This is a genomic window from Pyrinomonas sp. (assembly GCF_040289685.1).
Lineage (GTDB): Bacteria > Acidobacteriota > Blastocatellia > Pyrinomonadales > Pyrinomonadaceae > Pyrinomonas.
This window is the reverse complement of the sequence record NZ_PSLQ01000067.1, coordinates 1-20590: the sequence shown is the minus strand read 5'-3', so window position 1 is coordinate 20590 and position 20590 is coordinate 1. Positions and strand designations below refer to the sequence as shown.

The 20590-nt window shown below is 60.0% G+C and carries 19 protein-coding genes; 11 read left to right on the top strand and 8 right to left on the bottom strand.

Annotated features, from left to right (window positions below; translation table 11 throughout):
• Positions 1-203 precede the first annotated feature (203 nt).
• The 4 genes from C4334_RS12570 to dxs all read right to left on the bottom strand — a co-directional run bounded on the left by C4334_RS12570 (position 204) and on the right by dxs (position 4462).
• On the bottom strand, positions 204-866 hold the full coding sequence (locus tag C4334_RS12570) for a hypothetical protein (protein WP_352432434.1): 663 nt from the start codon (positions 864-866) through the stop codon (positions 204-206).
• Between the two features lie 17 nt (positions 867-883).
• Positions 884-1657 carry a TlyA family RNA methyltransferase gene (locus C4334_RS12565; RefSeq protein ID WP_352432433.1) on the bottom strand — a complete coding sequence of 258 codons (774 nt, stop codon included), beginning with the start codon at positions 1655-1657 and terminating at the stop codon, positions 884-886.
• A 35-nt stretch (positions 1658-1692) separates the two neighbouring features.
• Positions 1693-2358, bottom strand: a complete 666-nt coding sequence (locus tag C4334_RS12560) for a hypothetical protein (protein WP_352432432.1) — start codon at positions 2356-2358, stop codon at positions 1693-1695.
• A 181-nt stretch (positions 2359-2539) separates the two neighbouring features.
• The gene (gene dxs / locus C4334_RS12555; RefSeq protein ID WP_352432431.1) at positions 2540-4462 is read right to left on the bottom strand and encodes a 1-deoxy-D-xylulose-5-phosphate synthase; all 1923 of its coding nucleotides are present in this window, start codon (positions 4460-4462) and stop codon (positions 2540-2542) included.
• Between the two features lie 223 nt (positions 4463-4685).
• On the opposite strand from dxs, the gene C4334_RS12550 reads away from it, so the two are divergent.
• The gene (locus C4334_RS12550; protein ID WP_352432430.1) at positions 4686-5159 is read left to right on the top strand and encodes a Spy/CpxP family protein refolding chaperone; all 474 of its coding nucleotides are present in this window, start codon (positions 4686-4688) and stop codon (positions 5157-5159) included.
• 177 nt (positions 5160-5336) lie between these two features.
• Here C4334_RS12550 and C4334_RS12545 read toward each other — a convergent pair whose 3' ends face one another.
• Complete coding sequence (locus C4334_RS12545) at positions 5337-5771, bottom strand: arsenate reductase ArsC (protein WP_352432429.1); 435 nt, start codon at positions 5769-5771, stop codon at positions 5337-5339.
• A gap of 22 nt (positions 5772-5793) precedes the next feature.
• Positions 5794-6213: an ArsI/CadI family heavy metal resistance metalloenzyme gene (locus C4334_RS12540; protein WP_352432428.1), complete on the bottom strand. Its 420-nt coding sequence runs from the start codon at positions 6211-6213 to the stop codon at positions 5794-5796.
• Between the two features lie 124 nt (positions 6214-6337).
• On the opposite strand from C4334_RS12540, the gene C4334_RS12535 reads away from it, so the two are divergent.
• The 9 genes from C4334_RS12535 to C4334_RS12495 all read left to right on the top strand — a co-directional run bounded on the left by C4334_RS12535 (position 6338) and on the right by C4334_RS12495 (position 17029).
• The gene (locus C4334_RS12535) at positions 6338-6754 is read left to right on the top strand and encodes an ArsR/SmtB family transcription factor (protein WP_352432427.1); all 417 of its coding nucleotides are present in this window, start codon (positions 6338-6340) and stop codon (positions 6752-6754) included.
• 60 nt (positions 6755-6814) lie between these two features.
• Positions 6815-8518 carry a phosphoglucose isomerase-related protein gene (locus C4334_RS12530; RefSeq protein ID WP_352432426.1) on the top strand — a complete coding sequence of 568 codons (1704 nt, stop codon included), beginning with the start codon at positions 6815-6817 and terminating at the stop codon, positions 8516-8518.
• 77 nt (positions 8519-8595) lie between these two features.
• The gene (gene gnd, locus C4334_RS12525) at positions 8596-10089 is read left to right on the top strand and encodes an NADP-dependent phosphogluconate dehydrogenase (protein WP_352432425.1); all 1494 of its coding nucleotides are present in this window, start codon (positions 8596-8598) and stop codon (positions 10087-10089) included.
• Positions 10055-11587 carry a glucose-6-phosphate dehydrogenase gene (gene zwf, locus C4334_RS12520; protein ID WP_352432424.1) on the top strand — a complete coding sequence of 511 codons (1533 nt, stop codon included), beginning with the start codon at positions 10055-10057 and terminating at the stop codon, positions 11585-11587. The genes gnd and zwf overlap by 35 nt, the downstream gene beginning before the upstream one ends.
• Positions 11588-12709, top strand: a complete 1122-nt coding sequence (locus tag C4334_RS12515) for a glucose-6-phosphate dehydrogenase assembly protein OpcA (protein ID WP_352432423.1) — start codon at positions 11588-11590, stop codon at positions 12707-12709.
• On the top strand, positions 12687-13427 hold the full coding sequence (gene pgl, locus C4334_RS12510) for a 6-phosphogluconolactonase (protein WP_352432422.1): 741 nt from the start codon (positions 12687-12689) through the stop codon (positions 13425-13427). The genes C4334_RS12515 and pgl overlap by 23 nt, the downstream gene beginning before the upstream one ends.
• Positions 13428-13870: 443 nt before the next feature.
• Positions 13871-15067 (top strand): lycopene cyclase family protein, encoded by a 1197-nt coding sequence (locus C4334_RS12505; protein ID WP_352432421.1) that lies wholly within the window; start codon positions 13871-13873, stop codon positions 15065-15067.
• Positions 15030-16178, top strand: a complete 1149-nt coding sequence (locus tag C4334_RS12500; RefSeq protein WP_352432420.1) for a Brp/Blh family beta-carotene 15,15'-dioxygenase — start codon at positions 15030-15032, stop codon at positions 16176-16178. Before C4334_RS12505 ends, C4334_RS12500 begins: the two co-directional genes overlap by 38 nt.
• Before the next feature lie 83 nt (positions 16179-16261).
• Positions 16262-17029 (top strand): bacteriorhodopsin-like, encoded by a 768-nt coding sequence (locus C4334_RS12495; RefSeq protein ID WP_352432419.1) that lies wholly within the window; start codon positions 16262-16264, stop codon positions 17027-17029.
• A gap of 133 nt (positions 17030-17162) precedes the next feature.
• Here the strand turns inward: C4334_RS12495 and C4334_RS12490 are convergent, their stop codons facing one another.
• Both C4334_RS12490 and C4334_RS12485 read right to left on the bottom strand, forming a co-directional pair.
• Positions 17163-18713, bottom strand: coding sequence for a YMGG-like glycine zipper-containing protein (locus C4334_RS12490; RefSeq protein WP_352432418.1), 1551 nt, complete (start codon positions 18711-18713; stop codon positions 17163-17165).
• A 475-nt stretch (positions 18714-19188) separates the two neighbouring features.
• Positions 19189-19680 (bottom strand): hypothetical protein, encoded by a 492-nt coding sequence (locus C4334_RS12485; RefSeq protein ID WP_352432417.1) that lies wholly within the window; start codon positions 19678-19680, stop codon positions 19189-19191.
• Positions 19681-19944: 264 nt separating this feature from the next.
• On the opposite strand from C4334_RS12485, the gene C4334_RS12480 reads away from it, so the two are divergent.
• Complete coding sequence (locus C4334_RS12480) at positions 19945-20382, top strand: OsmC family protein (protein ID WP_352432416.1); 438 nt, start codon at positions 19945-19947, stop codon at positions 20380-20382.
• Positions 20383-20590: the final 208 nt, after the last annotated feature.

Sequence of the window (20590 nt, the reverse complement as noted above, 5' to 3'; positions counted from 1 at the left end):
TCTCTGGACCGATACTGTCCATAGCTTCCACAAAAGAAGTGTTTCCACCGTCCTTAGGGGCAGTTTTGGGTCGTCAACCGACCCCGAAGCCCTGTCCGGCTGCCGGGCGAGGGCAAGCCTCCGGCTTGCGGCCCCAGGGTGGTTGACAAACCCATGCCTGTGATGTTTTCGGCTCGGACTCGATCTTCGCTGGGCGCGAAGCGCTAAAAACGCTTCTCGAAACGCACTTTGAGGACGGGCAGAATGCGGCGGTCGTGAGGCGATGTTCTGTTTGCGCGGTGCTCTTTACAAACCATTCTCCAGTCGCTCTCCAACCGCCTGAGTTCCGCGCCATCCGACCAAGGATCAATCAGCTTCAACCACACCGGCAAAGAGAGCCATGCCCATGCGGTGCCGTATACCCCTTCGTTGAGCCGCTCGACGCGATACTCAACGCGCCATTGAAGTTCGATCGGCGGCACATCCTCCCACCGATCGTAACATGCGTGTTGGATGCATGGCGCTGGCTTGGCGCGTTGATGGACCAAGCAACCTCGCCGCACGTCGAAGAGCGGGCATGCAAAGGTTTGCGCGCCGTTCCCGGTCAAACCGTACCGCTCGACCGCGGCGCGCGCGCGTTCGAAGACGGACCGCTTCTCATCATCGGTCAAACGCGGCGTCCGCAAAATGGTCTCGCGGATCGCGATCGCCTCGAGGCGCGTGATCTGCACGTTGACGAAATGCGCATCCGTACAACACATCCCCTTCGTCGGGCAAGTGCGACACGGACGGGCCGCGTGCTCGTAGCCTACACGCATGCGGCGCTGATAGGCGCGCTTCAAACGTTGCAAGCGAGCGAGCGCTTCTCGTTCCGTCAATTGTTTCATGGGTCGGAGAGCGGAAACTAGTCGGTCTTCAATGATCGCGCTTGCGCGTCTTTCTCGTACAGCGCGAGGAATTCAACGTTGCCCTCGGCGCCACGGATAGGCGATTCGATCATGTCACGAACTTTCAGGTCCAGCGCTCGCGCCGCTTCGTTGACCATCGCAACGGCCCTTTCGCGTTTTCCCGCATCACGGACGATGCCGCCGCGACCGACTTGGCCGCGACCGACTTCGAACTGTGGCTTGATGAGCGCGATGATTAGCCCATGCTCTTTGAGCAGAGGGACGAGCGCAGGCAAGACCTTGGTCAACGAAATGAACGAGACATCGATCGTGATCAGATCGAATCTTTCGGCGAAATCTTCCGCTCGGAGGTAGCGCGCGTTGACGCCTTCACGCACTTCGACGCGCGGATCGTTGCGTAATCGCCAATCCAACTGCCCGCGACCGACGTCGAGCGCGACGACGCGGCGTGCACCGTGCTGCAGCAGACAATCGGTGAAGCCGCCGGTCGAAGCGCCGACGTCGAGGCAGACCGACCCTCGCACGTCAAGGCGGAAGCCATTGAGCGCGGCTTCGAGTTTCGCTCCGCCGCGGCTGGCGTAGCGCGCCAGCGGATCGTTCGCTCCGCGGATCTCTATTCGCGCATCGTGGGCGAAACTCTCCGAAGCCTTCTCCACACGTTGACCATCAACGAAGACGCGCCCCGCCATAACCAGCGCTTGCGCGCGCGTGCGCGACTCGACCAACCCGTGATCGACGAGCAATTTGTCTATGCGCTCGCGCCTCTTCACAGCGTGTGCCCGGGAGAGATGACACGTGTCAAAGGCTATCGAGGAACGCCCTCGAAGATCTCACGTATGCGACGCAACTGATCTTCCATCTCTCTCTGCGTTCTGCCTCGCGTGCGCTGCATTTGATCCTCCGCCTCCTCTTGGGCCTTCTTTCCCCGCACGCGCCGCTCGCGAACTCCGGACGGGTCTTGACCATTGAGGCCAATCTCAGCAACGCGCTCTTCCATGCGTCGTTCGCGTTCGATCTTGCGCATCTCTTTGCGGCTCTCTTTACGTACTCCTTCGCCCGACAGCGGAGATCTTTTCGGCTCCGCACCGTTAGACTCTTTGGTGGGCGACGCGACGGTCGCAATGCTCGACTTTTCGAGCGACAAGTCGGTTGCAGATGGGGACGGCGTCGATTGCGGCGTCGCAGCAGGCGCAGAAATCGCCGTCTGCAAGGGCGCGAACGAGACACCTACCGCCTGTTGACGCTTGACCCAGCTCAAAGCAAACAAGCTCCCGGCCACAGCACCACTAAGCACCAAGCCCAAAGCCAACGCTAGCGGCAGTCTCTGCCGACGGGGCCGCAGTGACAAGGGGACTTCAGCTTGGCCGATCTCTCGAAGAGGAACCACACGTTTGGCGGCGCTCACGTCGAACAACGGGTGAATTTGCGCTGCTGGTTCGTCGAGCGTTCGCTTTTTTGGGTCGAGGCCCATAACTTCTATCCCCTCGCTCCTTCTTTTTCTGCCGAACCTCGTTGAGCTTGGTCGGCTCGCTGCGACGTTGTTTGGCAAACAGCGGGCCACACGCGCCTTTTTCGTTGCCCGTGCTTAGTGCCATTGCATTTGCCGCTTGAGCTGAACCATCGCGTCGATTGAGTGCACCAAATCGCGCAAGCTAGCGCGTCGTTCGGCTCTTGCGCGTCCGCTTCTCTTCGAGAACCTCAACGGCCTCTTTGACTCGCGTGTAAATCCCGTCCGCATCGAGTCCATATTTAGCGAGCAGCAGCTTCTGCTCGCCATGCGTCACCCAACGATCTGGCACGCCCATGCGAACCAGATGTAAACGATCGAGCAATCCGTTCTCCTCGAGAAGCTCCATCACGGCGGAGCCGAACCCGCCCGCAAGATAGGCCTCCTCGACCGTCACGAGCAGCCTTTTCGTGCGTGCCAGCGCCAAGATCAATTCAGCGTCGAGCGGTTTGGCGAAACGCGCGTTGACCACCGTCGCCTCGATGCCATCTTTCGCCAGTTGTTCGGCAGCGCGCAGTGACGGATGGACCATCGAGCCGTATGCGAGCAACGCCACCTCGCCGCCATCGCGCAGGATCTCAGCTTTGCCGATCTCCAAAAGCTGCGGGTCACGATCCAGCGGAACGCCTACGCCGGCGCCGCGCGGGTAGCGGACACAGATCGGGCCGTTGTGCTCCGCCGCCGTCAACAACATATCGCGCAGTTCGGCCTCGTCCTTCGGCGCCATCACGACCATGTTCGGAATGATGCGCATGTAGGCGATGTCTAACAGCCCATGATGCGTCGGCCCATCGGCGCCGACGATGCCAGCGCGATCCATGGCGAAGACAACGTGCAGGTTCTGTAAACAGACGTCGTGAACGATCTGGTCGAACGCGCGTTGCAAGAAAGTCGAGTAGATAGCTACCACGGGACGCAAGCCCTCACAAGCCATGCCAGCCGCGAAAGTCACCGCATGTTGTTCGGCGATGCCGACGTCGAAAGCTCTCGCAGGGAATCGTTCGAGCGCTTGATCCACGCCCGTTCCGTCTGGCATTGCCGCGGTGATCGCCACGATGCGCTCATCTTTCGCCATCAGATCGCAAAGCGCGTTGCTGAAGACGGAAGTGTAGGTTGGCGGCGATGGCTTAGACGACTTGATCGCCGCGCCCGTGCTGATCTCGAACGGGCCGGAAGCGTGCCACTTGTAGCGATTCCTCTCCGCTGGCGGGTAACCCTTGCCCTTCACCGTCAAGGCGTGGACGATCACCGGCCCATCCTTGATCTGCTGCGCCTCGCGCAGTGCGCGCACCAGCGCGGTCGTGTCATGACCGTCAATGTAGCCGATGTATTTGAAACCGAGTTCGTTGACGAGTGCGCCGGGTAAGACTGCGGCGGCGATGGCATCTTTGACCGTTTTGGCCGCTTGATGAAGTCGCTCGCCGACGCCCGGAATCGAACGGAGCGTTTCACCGATCTCATCTTTGAACCGGTGGTAGCCCTGCGCTTCACGTATGCGGTTCAAGTAGCCGGTCAAAGCCCCAACCGATGGTGCGATCGACATCTCGTTGTCGTTCAACAGCACGATCAATCGCGTCTTCAAGTGGCCCGCCTGATTGATCGCTTCCATCGCCATGCCGCCCGGCAAACTCGCATCGCCGATGATCGCGCAGACGTGGTAATCTTCCCCTTGGCGGTCGCGAGCGATCGCCATGCCGAGCGCTGCTGAGATCGAGGTCGAAGCGTGACCGGCCCCGAACGTGTCATACTCGGATTCGTCGCGCCGCAAAAAACCGCTCAGCCCACCGTACTGCCGAATCGTTGGAAATTGGTCGCGCCGTCCAGTCAGGATCTTATGCGCATAAGCTTGATGGCCGACATCCCACACCAAGCGATCGCGCGGCGTGTTGAACGCATAGTGCAATGCTACAGCCAGCTCGACGGCCCCCAAAGAAGCTCCGGTGTGCCCGCCGATGCGCGACATCGTCTCGATGATGTACTGCCGCACCTCTTGAGCCACCTTTGGCAACAAATCGAGCGGCAAGCGACGCAAATCTTCTGCCGAATCGATCGTCTGTAAAAGTTCCATCGCGTCGCGTATTTTACCAATCTTCGACGGTCCGGCAGAAATCAACACGGAGTTTTTGCGAAAATGCGCGACTCGCCCGCCGACCACACCCGCCCGCGTCCCAGTTCGGCGCGAAGATTTCGTAACCACGGTTGGCCTCCGTACGTCTAAAACTTAGCGAGGCCATGAGACGATCTCCCCAACTGGCCAATTCCGATGTTTCGCATCAAGGAGAAGTTTCGCGATGAGAAAGCATGCAACCGCTTTGACGATCATTCTCGGGTTGACCCTTGGATTCGCCACGTTGTCCAACGCGCAACAGCCTGCACCACCGACCGGAGCGGCTCCCGCATGGGGCAAGATGAAGCCCCACCACAAAGGGCTGGTTGAGATGCGCGTCCTTCGACAACTCAACCTAAGCGATCAACAACGCCAGCAGATCAGAAACATCATGCAAAACTACCACACCGCAACCAAAGCGCAACGCGATGAACTCCGGCAACTACAGGAACAACGGCGCACCAGCGGCACGCTCTCTGCCGAGCAACAAGCGCGCGTCGAACAACTGCGCGCCGCGCTCGACGCGAGCGCTCAGCAGATGCGCGCCGAGATACTCAACGTCCTAACGCCGGAACAACGCGCGCAATACGAGCAGCTCCAACAGCAGGCCAAAGCGAAACGCGAGTCGTGGCGCAACCGTCAACAGGCAACACCATAAGTCGAGTTCGGGAAACGAACGGAAAGCTCTTCGATGACAATGGGGCGATCAAGCTTTCTATCGCCCCTTCAACCGACAGCAAAGGGGCGACCGGGCTTTCCATCGCCCTTTCATCTTCTCGCCCCGAACGTCATCGGCAAAGGACTATTCGCCCTCGCTGCCGACTTTCGCCGAAGATCAAATCGAGCGGAGTTCTTCGTTTCGATCCCGCTCGATCAGGTCTCGCACCAGAGCCTCGATCTCGTCGCGCGTGCGACGGAAAACTTCCAGTCGCGTCGCCATATCGCCCCCGACGGCGGCGGGATCCGCCAGACTCCAATGCAATCTACGTTTCCCAGGAAAGAACGGACACGAATCGCGCGCCGCATCGCACACCGTGATTACGAGATCAAAATCCGCGCCCTCGAAATCCGCGACCGACTTCGAACGATGCGCGCTTAGATCGATCCCGCGCTCGCCCATCACCTCGATGGCCAACGGATGAACCGCCGACGGGCGCGTTCCGGCAGACGCAACTTCGTAAACGTCGCCGCCCAAAGCGCGCAACCAACCTTCGGCCATCTGCGAACGCGCGCTGTTCCCAGTGCACAGAAAGAGTACGCGCCGTTTCATTTGCGCTCCTCGCTTCCAGAACTCAAGCGCAACACTCGGTTGCCTCGGCCTCTTCCGGGCCCTTACCGTCGAGCACGACGAAGACCTCCCATCTGTTCCCATCAGGGTCTGTCACCCAAACTTTGTCCTGCAACGCATAACAACAGACGGCCCGCATCTCATCGCGCGTCGGGATCCCTATCTCCTTCCATCGCTCACGCACCTTCAAAACATCCTCGGTCGACGCGACCTGAATGCCAAGATGAGAGAGCGCGCCGTCAGTGACGTTCAAGCGCTGATTGAGCGCAAAGTTAAGCGGCGGGTTTTCCAGATCGAACTTGGCGTAATCGGCGCGCACGCGCACCGGTTCCACGCCGAACATCCGCCGATAAAAATCGACGCTCCGTTGCACGTCGCGAACGTTGATGGCGATATGCGGCTTTAGCGTTTTGATCCCTTTCATCCTCACCTCTACGGGACGAATTCATATTCGTATAGGCGAATATTTGCATGTTATGTCGCCCTATCACATATGTCAAGCTGCATGTCAGATTTCCCCTCTTCTTGCGTGATATAATCGCGGCGTCATGACCGGAAACGAGTTTCGTTTGGAACGCCTGTTCCGCGCACTGGCTGATCGGACGCGCTTGCGGCTGCTCAATTTGATGGGCGACGCGGAGATCTGCGTCTGTTATCTAGTCGAAACGCTGCGCATGCCTCAACCCAAGATCTCGCGCCATCTGGCCTATTTGCGGCACGCCGGGATCGTCACCGCCCGACGCGAAGGGAAGTGGATCCACTACCGCATCGTCGAACCAGAAGATGCACGCACGGCGTGGATCTTGCGCGAAGTGCTCGCGTGTTTACGCACCGATCAGCAAATGGTGCGCGACCGCGCTCGTTTGTCTAAGCTCTGCGGCAAGTCTTTACGCGACGCCCCACGCCCCGTTCCGCTCACCGCGACGAGGCATTCGTCCGATCGAAGGGAGAAGCTTGCGCGTTAGCCAACCCTTCGCGCCTCGTGCTATGCTTCGCGCGAATTCGACTTCGGAGAACGGATCAGAATGAGGGCTGACGAAAGCTTTGGCGAGGAAGCGGCCTCTATCGAAAGGGAGCTAGAGCGCCTCGAAAGCGCACGGTTGATTGAACGCATCTGGGGCCGAGATGTCTCGTTGTGGAAACGAGAAGAATCTCATCAAAAGATCATTCGGAACGCGCTCGGTTGGCTCGACGTTGCGACCAAAATGCGCGCGCAAGTTGACGGATTGAGATCTTTTGCGCGCGAGGTTCGCGATGCCGGTTTTAACTACGTCATGCTTCTCGGCATGGGCGGATCGAGCCTTTGCCCGGAGGTCCTGCGCCGAACTTTCGGCCCGATCCAAGGGTGGCCCGAACTGCTCGTGCTCGATTCCACCGATCCCGACACGGTGGCGAGTTTCGCTGGCCGCATCGAACCGCAAAGGACGCTCTTCATCGTCTCGTCCAAATCCGGCACGACGATTGAACCGCTCTCCTTCTACAAGTTCTTCCACGAACAGGTGCGCGCTCGCTCCCCTCAAGCGACCGGCGACCATTTCATCGCCATCACCGATCCGGATACGCCGCTTGAACGCTTGGCGCGCGAGCGCGGCTTTCGCCGCATCTTCAGCAATCCGCCGGACATCGGCGGGCGATACTCTGCCCTTTCCTTTTTCGGTCTGGTTCCGGCAGCGCTCATGGGGCTCGATATCGCCGCAGCGCTTGAGCGCGCCGCGGCAGCGATGCGCGCTTGTGGGCCGGATCTTCCGGCACGTGAAAATCCGGCGGCGCGGCTCGGAACGGCAATGGCCGACTTCGCGCGTCGCGGGAAAGACAAGCTCACGCTCGTAACCGGTCCGGAAATCGCTTCGTTCGGTCTGTGGGTTGAACAACTGATCGCTGAAAGCACTGGCAAAGAGGGCGTTGGCATCGTGCCAATCGCCGGTGAGCCGCTGGGCGAGCCGGAAGTTTACGCCGATGACCGAATGTTCGTTGCCGTGCACGCCGAGGAGCTTGACGCTCGATCCGAACGCGCGCTTGAGGCGCTCGCTTCCCGCGGTCATCCGGTCATCCACCGTCGGCTAAAAGACGGGATGGACCTTTGGGCGGAGTTCTTCGTTTGGGAAATGGCGACGGCCGTGGCTGGCGCGCTGCTCGGCATCAATCCATTCGACCAACCCAACGTGCAAGAGAGCAAGGATCGCACTGCCATGCTGCTCGAACGCTTCGCCGCGCAAGGCAGTCTGCCGGACGAAAGGCCGCTGCTCGAAACGAGCGAAGCCTTCATCTACGGCGAAACATCGATCGAGGAAGACGATCTGTTCGCCCTCATTGGCGATCACTTCAAGCGCGCGCGCGCCGGGCGCGACTACATCGCGTTGCTGGTCTACCTCGAAGAGACGCAAGAGCACGATGCTTTGCTGCGCGACGTGCGCCGCAGCTTGCGCGACCGCTTGCGCGTGGCCACCACAGCCGGGTACGGTCCGCGCTATCTTCACTCCACCGGGCAGCTTCACAAAGGCGGGCCGGACACCGGACTGTTCCTGATTTTGACCGAGGAGGACCGCGTGGATCTTCCCATTCCAGGTGAAAAATACAGCTTCGGCGTGCTCGAAAAAGCGCAGGCGCTCGGCGACTTCGCGGCGCTGCTCGACCGCCGCCGCCGCGCGCTGCGCGTGCACGTACGCCAAGGGAGAGACGGTTTGCAGTTGCTGCTGGAAGCGGCGCGTTCTTTGAAGGCGGAGAGTTGAGAGCTCAACGAAAGGATGAAACGAACGGTGCGATAAAGCGGGCTTCGTGAGCTCATTCAAAGTGAGGCCGAAGAGAGATGACTAAACCGGCGGCAGAGATCGGCATCGTGGGATTAGGCGTGATGGGGTCCAACCTCGCTCTCAACATCGAGCGGCATGGACATGAAGTAGCAGCGTGGGAAAGAGACAAAGAACGCGCGCGCGCATTCGCTGCCCAAGAAGCGGCTGGCAAACGCATCGCCGTCTTTGAAGAGGCCGCGGAATTCGTCAGCGCGCTGCAACGCCCGCGTCGCATCCTCATGATGGTCAAGGCCGGGCCACCAGTTGACTGGACCATTGAGCAGTTCGTCCCCTTTTTGGAGCCGGGGGATATCCTGATCGATGGGGGCAACTCCTTCTTTCAAGATACGCGCCGGCGCGAGGCTGAACTGGCCAAACGCGGATTGCAATTCGTCGGGATGGGCGTCTCAGGCGGCGAGCGCGGAGCCTTGCACGGCCCGTCTTTGATGCCGGGCGGCCCGCGCCCAGCCTACGACGCGCTGCGCCACGTACTCGAAGAGATCGCTGCCAAAACCGAAGACGGCCCGTGCGTGACTTATGTCGGGCCGGATGGCGCCGGCCATTTCGTCAAGATGGTCCACAACGGCATCGAGTACGGCGTCATGCAACTGATCGCCGAAGCCTACGACCTCATGCGCCGCGCGCTTGGCATGGAAGCCGACGCAGTGGCGGAGACGTTCGCGCGCTGGAATCAAGGGCCGCTCCAATCTTTTCTGATCGAGATCACAGCGAAGATCTTTCGCGTCAAAGACCGTGAGACCGGACGACCCTTGGTCGAGCTAGTCCTCGATCGCGCCGAGCAAAAAGGGACCGGGAAATGGACCACACAAGTGGCGCTCGATCTTGGCGTAGCGACGCCGACGATCAATGCTGGAGTCGAAGCGCGGCTGGTGTCGAGTTTGAAGTCGGAGCGGCTTCGCGCCGCCAAGCTGTTGCCGGGCGAAACGCTCGCCGTTCCCGAAGGCGATCTGTTGTCCGATCTTCATGATGCGCTGCTCGCCGCCGAGATCTGCGCTTACGCGCAAGGGATGAACCTTATTCGCACGGCATCGGATGAATACGGCTGGGATGTGCGCTTGCGCGAGATCGCGCGCACATGGAAGGGCGGTTGCATTATTCGCGCGCGCTTGCTCGACCTGCTCAAGGGGGCCTACGAACGACATCCGCAGCTTGAGAACGTATTGCTCGACGAAGAGGTCGCGCGCACGATCGCGCCGTTGCAAAAGGCTTGGCGCCGCGTCGTCATCGCCAGCGCGGCGCGCGGCGTCTCATGTCCGGCGCTCGCTGCGAGTCTCGCCTATTTCGATGCCTATCGCACCGAACGCTTGCCGCAGAACTTGACGCAGGCGCAACGCGATCTGTTCGGCGCTCACACATACGAGCGAATCGATCATCCCGAACGAGGCCACATCCACACGGATTGGGAAGAAGAAGCGGAAAGAGCGGCGCGTTCGCGCGACGATTCGGGGCTAAACGATGACGACCGAAACACTGGTGAATCCTCTGCGTGAAGGGCTGAAGGTGGAACGCGCCGCCGGTCCGTGCGCCATCATCATCTTCGGCGCCTCAGGCGATCTTACGCGACGCAAACTGATCCCAGCTCTTTACCGTCTAGCACATCAGCGATTGCTCTCACCTCGCTTCGCCATCCTTGGCACGGCGCGCACAGAGATGAACGATGAGGAGTTTCGCTCGCGCATGCGCGAAGCAGCAGCGGAGAGCGCTGGCGAAGAGTTCGACGAACGGACGTGGCAAGATTTCGCCGCCGGGCTCTTCTATTTGACGACCGATCTCGCACAAGCCGACGCTTATGAACGACTACAATCGGTGCTACAACGCATCGAGAGAGAGCGCCACACCGAAGGCAATCGCCTATTCTACCTCGCCACGATCCCAGACATCTTCGCGCAGATCGTCGAACGTCTGGGCGAGCGAGGTCTCAGCGCGCAACTCGAAGGGCGTTGGACGCGCCTCATCGTCGAAAAGCCTTTCGGATACGATCTGGCGAGCGCGCGCGCTCTTAACGCGGCCATCGCGCGCCACTTCGGCGAAGAACAGATCTACCGAATCGATCATTACTTGGGCAAAGAGACGGTGCAGAACCTCTTTGTCCTGCGCTTTGCCAACAGCATCTTCGAGCCGCTCTGGAATCGCACGCACATAGATCACATCCAGATCACCAACGCCGAAACGCTCGGCGTCGAAGGGCGCGGCGGTTACTACGAACGGGCCGGAGCGCTGCGCGACATGATTCAAAGCCACGTGCTGCAAGTCGTTTCGTTGGTCGCCATGGAGCCGCCCGTCACCTTCGATGGCGACAACGTGCGCGATGAAAAGATGAAAGCGCTCGCCGCTGTGCGCCCGCTTCCGCGCGAGCGCATCCATGAATTCGCCGTGCGCGGGCAGTACGGTCCCGGCTCCGTGTTCGGACAAAGGGTCGTCGGCTACCGCGAAGAACCGGGCGTTGATCCACAGTCGAAGACGGAGACGTTCGCCGCCCTGAAACTTCACATCGACAACTGGCGCTGGGCCGGCGTGCCCTTCTATGTACGCTCAGGCAAGCGCCTTCCCAAACGCGTTACCGAAGTCGCCATCTACTTCAAAAAGGTTCCGCATGATATCTTCGTGCGCGATGGCGAAACGCCCCGTTCCAACCTGCTCGTCATACGCATTCAACCGAACGAAGGCGTCACCCTCCGGTTCAACGTCAAATTGCCCGGCCAAACGATGCGCATGCGTCCGGTCAATATGGACTTTCGCTACAGCGCCTCGTTCGGCTCGACTTTGCCGGAGGCTTACGAACGTTTGCTCCTCGATTGCATGCTGGGCGATGCGACGCTTTTTGCGCGTCGCGATATGATCGAACGTAGCTGGGAGATCATCACGCCAGTGCTCGAAGCGTGGGCGAGCGAGCAACCCGACTTCCCGAACTACGCGGCAGGGACGTGGGGTCCGCGCGAAGCCGACGAATTGCTTGAACGCGACGGGCGTCACTGGCGGAGGTTGTGAATGGTCTTGAAAGCGGAACAGCACGGATTGCGGCCGGTGAAATCCGGTTTCGGATTCGATGTCGCCGCCGCCGAGCGGGCATTGCGCGATCAGTGGGCTGCGCACGCCTCGTCGAGCGAGGAGGCGTTGCTGCGCGAACGCGCCCTCAACCTACTCGTCATCGTAGAGGGAGCGGACAGCCTTGAACGCGCGCAAGCAGCGCTCGAAGAACTGATGGTCTCTCATCCGTGTCGCGCCCTCTGCTTGGTCCTATTGCCAGATGCCCCAGCTCGCACGACGGAAACATACGTCGCAGCGCGCTGTGCGCTGGCACAAGGGAAAAGCGAAGCGGCAACTCGAAGACACTTATGCGGCGAGCAGATCGTGCTGGTCGCCAGCGCAGATGCGCAGCTCGAACTGATAAGTGCAGCCGCCGCGCTCGTCAGTTCCGACCTTCCGACCTTCGCTTGGTGGCGTGCCGAGCCATGTCTTGACGGGGAGTTTTTCGCCCGACTGAGCGAAATGTGTGACCGCATCATCCTCGATCTGGCGATGGCGCGCGATGCCAAGCGGCATCTACGCGCCATTGCGCGTCTCGTTCCAACGCTGGAAGAGACGGCCATCACCGATCTGGAGTGGACGCGCACGCTCGATTGGCGCGCCTCTTTGGCCGAATGCTACGACGTGGCGCACGGACGGGAGGCGATCCAATGCGCGCAGCACATAAAGATCACCTGCGTGCCGCGCCACAACATGAATTTGGTGCCGCAAGCCGCGCTTCTCGCTGGGTGGCTCATCAGCCGCCTTGAATGGCGCGTGGACGAGCAACAGCGGCAGATCCTCGCCCCGAGCGGCGCAGTGCGCTTTTCTTTCGATCGGCAACAAGAAACGGCGCGCGTTGAACCGGGAAGCTTGACGAGCATCGAGTTCGAAGCGGAAAGCGGCGCGAAGTTGAGCTTGCGGTTGACACCAGATGGCGAACATATCGAAACGGTGGCTTCTGAAAGCGTCATCGGACGCACCATCCGCTGCACCGATCGCAGCGAAACCTGTTTGCTCCAACGCGAGTTGACAGAGCTTGCGCGCGACGCCATCTACGAACGAGCGGTCGTTGCCACTAGTGCGATCTGCGATCTTTACTGAAGTGATCGAAGTTTACGAAGACCCCGACCGAGCAAGTCATCGCGTAGCGGAACTGATCGTCGCCACCGCGCAACAAGCGACGGCAGCGCGCGGTCGCTTCGACATCGCCCTTTCGGGCGGCGAAACTCCGCGCACGCTCTATTCGTTGCTCGCCACAGAGTTTCGCGCGCGCATCCCTTGGCACAAGACGCACGTCTTCTGGGTGGATGAAAGATGTGTGCCGCCCGATCACGTCGAAAGCAACTACCGCATGGTACGCGAAACGCTTCTCGATCACGTGCCCATCCCTCCAGCCAACATCCATCGGATGCGCGGCGAAGAAGAACCGGAGCGCGCCGCACGCGAGTACGAAAGCCTTCTGCGAGATCACTTCGGCGATGCGGCACCACGCTTTTCGTTCGTCTCGCTCGGCATGGGCGCCGACGGACACACAGCTTCGCTCTTCCCAGAATCCCCCGCCCTTGACGAAAAAGAGAGGTTGGTGGTTGCAGTCTACGTCGAGAAACTACGCGCCCATCGGTTGACGCTCACGCCGAAGGCGATCAACAGTGCCGCACGCATCGTCTTTCTAGTCTTCGGACGAGAGAAGGCCGAGGCGTTGAGGATCGCTTTCGACGAAACGAGCGATCCGCGCCGAGCGCCAACCAAGCTCATACGTCCGCACGCCGGCGAACTGCGCTGGATAGTCGACCGCGCTGCAATGCCCAACAACTCGTAGCGCCGCTTCAAAACAACAGGGGCGGAAGCTGCGCTCGGCTCTCAAAGCCAGCACGCCGCCAGCGTTTATGTGACCGTTTCGTCACTAAATGTAACAGTTCTGTCTTTTATCCACAGAAGCTCAAAATCATCGCCACAGTCGTCAAAAAAGCTTGCACGAATCGCCACACGCTAGCAACCCTGACCGCCTATACACGCAGGGCGGAGAGATGGAAGTGCAGAGGCGGCTAGCGTAAGGCTTCCGCTTCCGAAAGCAGGCTCCACGGGCGAGAAGCCCGCTTCATCAGCGAGCGACGCGCTGTGTCGCAAGCAGCCGCGCAAAGACGACCGAACTCGGGTCGGCGGCGCACTTCCTTTGTTGGCCGATCGTTCATTGGGAAGGTCGAAAGGGTTCTCTGTCGCCCTTGCGCAGCGGGCACGGCAGAGGCTGCGCGAAGCGCAAAGATGAAAACCGCTGACATATTGATCTTGGGCGCCGGGTGTGCCGGCACGCTGCTCGCTCACTACTTGGGGGAAGAAGGCTTCGACGGCGAAATAGCGTTGTGCGACGCGCGCACATCCTTTGACCATGAACAGCGATGGTGCTCCTGGAGCGACGACAGGGACGACCTCTCGCATCTTGCGACGCGCAAGTGGCGAAGCTGGCTGGTCGGTGACGCACAGAAAACAGTCATCAAGTCCTCGACGCGATACGTCTACAGGGAGATCTATGCCCCCAACTTCTTCGAGCACTTCCACACGGCTTGGAGGCACAAGAGGGGTGGGCAGATTCGTCTCTTCCGTGGCGAACGAGTCATCAAGGTCGAGCCGCAGAAAGATGGTGTATACGTTTCGACCGACAGGCGAAAGTGGCGCGCGCGCCTAGTCTTCGACGCCCGCCATCGCGCAAGCCCGCAGTCACAAACCGCCCCGACCAAAGCTCCGTTCAAGCAGGATTTCGTCGGGTGGGTCGTCCGATTGCCACAACCAGCTTTCGACCCGGCGACGGTGACGCTCATGGACTTTCAGCCTTCTTCTGCGGACTTCTTGCACTTCATCTACGTGCTTCCGTATTCGGCCAACTCCGCGTTGGTTGAAAGCACATGCTTCGCCTTGGGCGAGATCTCGCGCGAATTTCACGAAACGAGCCTGACGAACTACATTCGACGCAAATTCGGAAGGGATTTTGAGGTCGTGAGCGAAGAAGCTGGCCTCCTTCCGATGCATCCGATCAAGCCGCTTCAAATGAAGAACGTCCATGCAATCGGCGTCGCAGGCGGCTGCGCGCGCCCTTCCAGCGGATACGCCTTTCATCGCATTCAACGCCAAGCGCGTAGCATTGCTGAGGCCATCGTGCGTCGGAAGCCGATCCCTCAAAGAGTCTGGCCGATCAAGTACGGCCTTTTCGACGAACTCTTCCTTTGCACGCTGGCACGGAACTTTCAAGAAGCAGCGCGCTTCTTCGTTCAACTGTTTGAACGGACGGATGCCGACGCGCTGATCAGATTCATGCGCGATGAAAGCACGCTCGAAGATGATCTCAGCGTGATCGCGGCGCTTCCCAAAAGACCTTTCATTCGAACCCTTTTCGACAGGCTCGTAGATTCTTTGATCTCTATCGGCGATGTCGCACAAGAAAGTCCAACAAAAGCCAAGGTCTAGCGCGTTCGCCCCCCGCGCCTTGCCTCTCTTGCGATCAGCGGCGGCCAAGAGCGCTTTCTACGTGCCATGGGTGAGCCTCTGTGCCGCCCCGCTCTGCGACCTGCTTCTCGGCTCGAATGCGCACGCAGTCGGCGCGGCGTTGCTTTTGCTAAGCGCGCTCTTTTTCGGACTGCCGCACGGAGCAAGCGACTTGCAAGTGCTCAAACGGCTGCTGCCGAGAACGCGAACAAAGCGTGCACCGTTCATTTTGGCATCGGCCATCTATCTTTGCCTCGCTCTAGCGATGTTGGGTCTTTGGGCCATTTCGCCCCCCATCGCGCTGGTCCTCTTTCTCTCCGTATCGGCATGGCACTTCGGCGAAGGCGACGTCGTTTGGTCGCGCGAAGCGGAGAGGCTGTGGCCTTTTGAAGCCATTGGCCGCGGGTTGTTGATCATCATGGCGCCCATCTACTTTCATCCGGTCGAAGCGCGCTCCATTCTGCTTGGGTTGCTCGATGGAGCCGACGTCGCCCACGCGGGGCGAACGATCGCTGCGCTTCAATCACTGGCTGGACCGCTGCTGATCATCGCGCTCGGTCTTACTGCGGCGGGCAACGTTGCGAGCTTGCGTCACAAGGGTCTCGCCATAGCGCGCGGGCCTTTTGTGGTGCCGTCCAATCCTCAAGCGCTCAAATGGCTTGAGGTCGCGCTCTTGCTCCTCGCTTTCTGGGCGACCAGCCCGCTTCTAGCGTTGGCTTTTTACTTCGTCGGCGTCCACTCGTGGCGTCACATCTTGCGGCTGCAAGTTCGTTCGGGCGAATTCGCGGGCGCATGGCGCGCGGCTTGGCTCTTTCATCGCCGCTGGCTCGCTGCCACTGCCCTGACGTTGGCGATCTTTCTGCCGTTTCTCTGGCTCAAAGGCCGGGGCTGGCTCATGGAGCAGCCCGTTTCGGCCTACTTGATCTTGCTATCAGCGCTCGCTCTCCCTCATGCAGCGCTGATCGCTTGGGCCGAGAGCGACTCTCGGTCGCAGGATGAAACCGACGAGCAAGATCGCTCGCCACTTAGCAAGAAGGGGCGAAACGCGAACTTGCTTCAAACAACGGGCGCGAAGATCGTTTCTCGCGCCTGAGACAACGGGCGACCCACGGCCTCCCGCGTCGGTCGCCGTGCAAGCGGGTAGCGTACACAGCTCATCCCTAGGAGGTTATGAAGATGCAACTCCCAAGCTTGACGATGACTGAATACAGCATCGTGTTCAACATCTTGTCCTTCACGATCGCGACCATGGGGGCGGCAGCGCTCTTCTTCTTCCTCGCCGCCCAAACGGTCGAACCGCGTTACAGACTCGGCGTTTACATCTCCGGTCTGGTAGTCGCCATCGCCTGCTACCACTACGTCCAGATCTTTCTCAGCTGGAATGGGGCATATACGCTGCAAGCCGGAGCCTATGTGCCGACCGGCAAGCCTTTCAATCCGGCGTACCGCTACGTGGACTGGCTTTTAACGGTCCCGTTGCTACTGACCGAACTGGTCGCAGTGCTGAACTTGCCGCGCAACGTCGGGCGTCCGCTGCAAGTGAAGTTGATCGTCGCCGCGGTCCTGATGATCGTCCTCGGTTATCCAGGCGAGATCGCAACAGCAGCCAGCACGAAATGGTTGTGGTGGGCGGTGGCGATGGTTCCTTTCCTGTTCATCGTTTACACGCTCTTCGCTCAACTGAGCGCGGCGGTCGCAAGACAACCTGAACGAGTCAAGGATCTCGTCGCTGGTGCACGCTGGCTGACGATCATCTCGTGGAGTTTCTATCCGATCGCCTACTTAGCTCCGGTAGCCGGGCTATCCGGCTCAACTAGCGAAGTGGTCTTACAGATCGGGTATAGCATCGCCGACATCGTCTCAAAGGCGGGACTCGGCTTATACATCTACGGTATTGCCCGAGCCAAGAGCGACATCGCTGAACCCGCTGTGTCGCCAGCGTAGCTGTAGCGCGCAAACGGATCGAGATGAGAGACGGGTCGTAAACCGACTGGCCGCAAACGAAGTCAACAAAGAACCGAGGGCGAGACGGACTCGTCCCGCCCTCGATTCACACGATTGCTGCCGAAGCGAGAGGTCACCTCGGAGCGCTGGCGCGGATGGTCATTTCGGTGCCGCTCATCAACTCCAGATGTTCGCGCCCTTGAACGTAAACCGAACCGGCACCGGCACCAGCGCCGAGAATCGCGCCGATGGCCGCCCCTTTGCCGCCCCCAGCGATCGCGCCGATGATCGCGCCGACGGCAGTGCCGATCGCTGCGCGCTCAACGGTGCGTTGCGTTTGGCTGTCTTTCTCTTTGACGGCCCCTTCGTTATCGACCTGCACCTCTTCTTGGCCTACGGGGCGAATCCTCTCGATGATCCCCGCAAACCGGTAAGTGCGCCCATCACGCAGCCTTATACGCTCGAAGTTGAGCGTCATCTCAGCGCGCCCGGTAATGCGTCCCGGAGGATTCACGCGCGACACATAACCTTCAATCACGGCCTCGCGGTAGGTCGCAGGCTCACGCACGGTCATCGTAAAGCGGTCGCCTTCGCGCGTCTGCTGGGTTGAAAGGTTTGTGTTGAGCGTGGCGACAATGGTCGTTCCGTCCGGGATGACGAAACCGCTCGACGTGTCTCCGCCGGTGTAAACCGGCGTGCTCTGTGGCCCTTGATAGACGTTCCACTGAGCGACGTTCGACGTGCGATCGTAGATGCTTTCAAGCGTCAGATACTGATTCAACCGACTTGAGTATATGCGCCGCACGACGCGCAACTGTTCGCCGTTGCCGAGCGGATCGAAGACGACGTTGAAGTTGTTTTCGCGCTCACCGGCAGAGTTGATCTCTAAGCGGTCGCCGTTGAAGCCTGCCCGTAAGCGCACGAGGCTGCCGTCATCAGCGCGCTCCGTACGCTCGACGCCATCGGCCTCAAACGTCACCTGTGGCGAGCGCGTCGAAGCGATCGTCACGGTGCGACCACGCCGCTCGATGGCCAGTCTCTCGGGCGGATCGAGACGCGCGAGAAGTTCATTGTAAACCAACTGCCGCTCGCTGGCGGATAACCGACGAGTAGCTTGATCAACGACGCTTCGCGGGTTTTGGCTGCGTGCTGCATCGAGCTGGTAAGTCCCCGTCAGCGTCGCGTCGGCACCGACGTTGCCGGAACCAGGGCTCGCACCAGCATAAACGTCCCAGCGCCAACGAATCCCGTAAGCGCGAGCCAGTTGGTCAAGCTCTGCGCGCAAACTCCGCCAGTCGCCTTCGGCGCGCACGCCGAGGCGATTACGCCGCATGAAAGCGTCGATGCGCGCTGCGCGATCGAGCACTGTCTCCGCATCGGCCCGCGTCGAAGTGCGGTTCTCGAAACGCTCGCGCAACCGCACTACCGAGTCCTCGAAATCTCGAACGAAGCCGTTGATCTCGTTCTCTGTCGAGGTGCCGTTCAATCGGTTACGGTTTAGCGCTTCATCGAGGCTGCCGCGGAACCGATCCGCGCTCGCCTCGATGCGTCGCAACAGTTGCCTCATTTGCGCGTCGGTCAGGCGGTATGCGCGGCGTCCCTGCGCCAACGCTGGTGAAAAACTCAACAAGGTCAACGCCAAGATCATGGCGATCGAGGCGTACTGTCTGGCTACGCTCGTCATCTTCCCCTCCGATAGTCCTGATTTAGTACTGAACTCGCCCTTGTGCGTCACAAAAGCGTGAGGTGGCAATCCTTGTGCCACAGATGCGGCGCGCTCCGAAACGAAACGAACGCGCGTCGTGTGATGCCCCCTTTGAGCGGAATTTAACCTTGTACAAGCCGGAGGAAACGCCGATTTCGGGCAGCCAGCGTCGCAAATGGTCAAACGCAAAGGGAGCAGGCAGCGAGTTTTCAGCACCAGACCGGATATGGCCAGCGCTCAAGCTGCGCAATGTTCGGTCGTCAGCGTAAGGCTCTGTCGCAAACCTGCGTTCCCGCTCAAAGAAGTTAGCCGCTTGCGGAAGCGGCATAAAAAGGGAATCTATCGCCAACCTGCGTTCTCGCTCAAAGCCCTCTTGCCGGAAGGAGCTTCGCGGTTTCGTGCGTGGCCTTTCCTGAAAAGGACGAAGCAGCTTGAACGATAAACATAGAGGGTCTTACGGGTTCAAACGCTGCATGGTCACCGTAACGATCGGCTCATCGCCAGCCGTGCGACTGTAGGAGACCCAATAGCCAGCCTTCGGATAACGAATCATTAGATGCGCCGAACCATCGGCCCGCGCTTGTACTTCTCTTCCGAGCACCGCTTTGGCCGATGGTGCATTGCTGTTGCGCCCCGTGTAGATGACGGCGACGGCCATGACCTTTTTGGCATCGTCGTAGTAGATCTGCGCCATTTCGTTGTCGGAGAACTGGTACAGATCCAAACGATCGCTCTTCTCCTTTGGATCGCCTAGCTTCTGGCGCACTTCGCTGGCGTTCATGCCGATCTTCACGCCGCGATATTCACGGAGCACCGGGTCTTCGGACTGCCTCTCCTCAAAAGAGCTGGCAGCGCCTTGAGCTTGAGCGACGACCGCGCACGACAGAGCGACGAGCAGAGCCGGTAACAGATGGCCGATGGCGGATAGCTTGTAGATGCGTGACATCGTTCAGCCTCCTTGCATCTGGATTGTCGGTGATTTAACCCGGCTTGACTGCTTTATATTTTACCCCGCTGCTCTCGTTGAGAACAAGGTTTTTCTTCGGTTTACCGGGTGACGGTGAATCGTGTCGCCCGGTTGACTAGCGCCTTCGCTCCGCACGCAAGCGTCGCTGTACACCGCGGAGGGGCTGCGTCGAACCGCAGTGCTACTTTCGTCGTCGCTCGTGCTATTCTTCGGTGCGCGTTCATCTGCAGGAAGGAGGAATTCATGGGCGACGAAAAGGATCAAGCCGTCGTGCGCGCAGTGGGCGATGGGTTTTTCATCGGCGTCACGCCGAGCGGTCACGCGCAAGTGCTCGATGCAAATAGCGCGCGCCGCGCCGCCGCTTCGCCGATGGAACTGCTGTTGCTTGCGCTCGGCGCTTGTACGGCGGTAGATGTGGCAGAAATACTCCGCAAAAAGCGCGAGCGTGTGAGCAGCTATCGCGTCGAGGTTCGCGGCACAAGGCGCGACGAACATCCGCGCCATTACGTTCGCATGGAAGTGCGCCACTGTATACGTGGGCAGAACGTTTCGCCCCGCGCGGTGGAACAGGCCATCGAACTATCCGAAGAGAAATATTGCAGCGTCGCCGCGACGCTTCGTCCGACGGTGGAAATCGTCTCCTCCTACGAAATCGAAGAAGAGATAAGCGGCGACGCCTAGTCGCACGGCTGAACCGAAACCTATAGACACGAGACGGTCAAGGGGGAGCGCGGGCCGTTTGCGCAAACGCCGTCTGTCAAGATCCAGCGCTTCTGCTACAATGGCCTTCCCGCAAGGGGAGATCAAATTTTGAAGCGAGGAGGAACCTTGATCAATGGCCGGTCAAGTACCCCAGCCTAAAGGCGGGGGCTTGCCGGAGTAGCGGCTT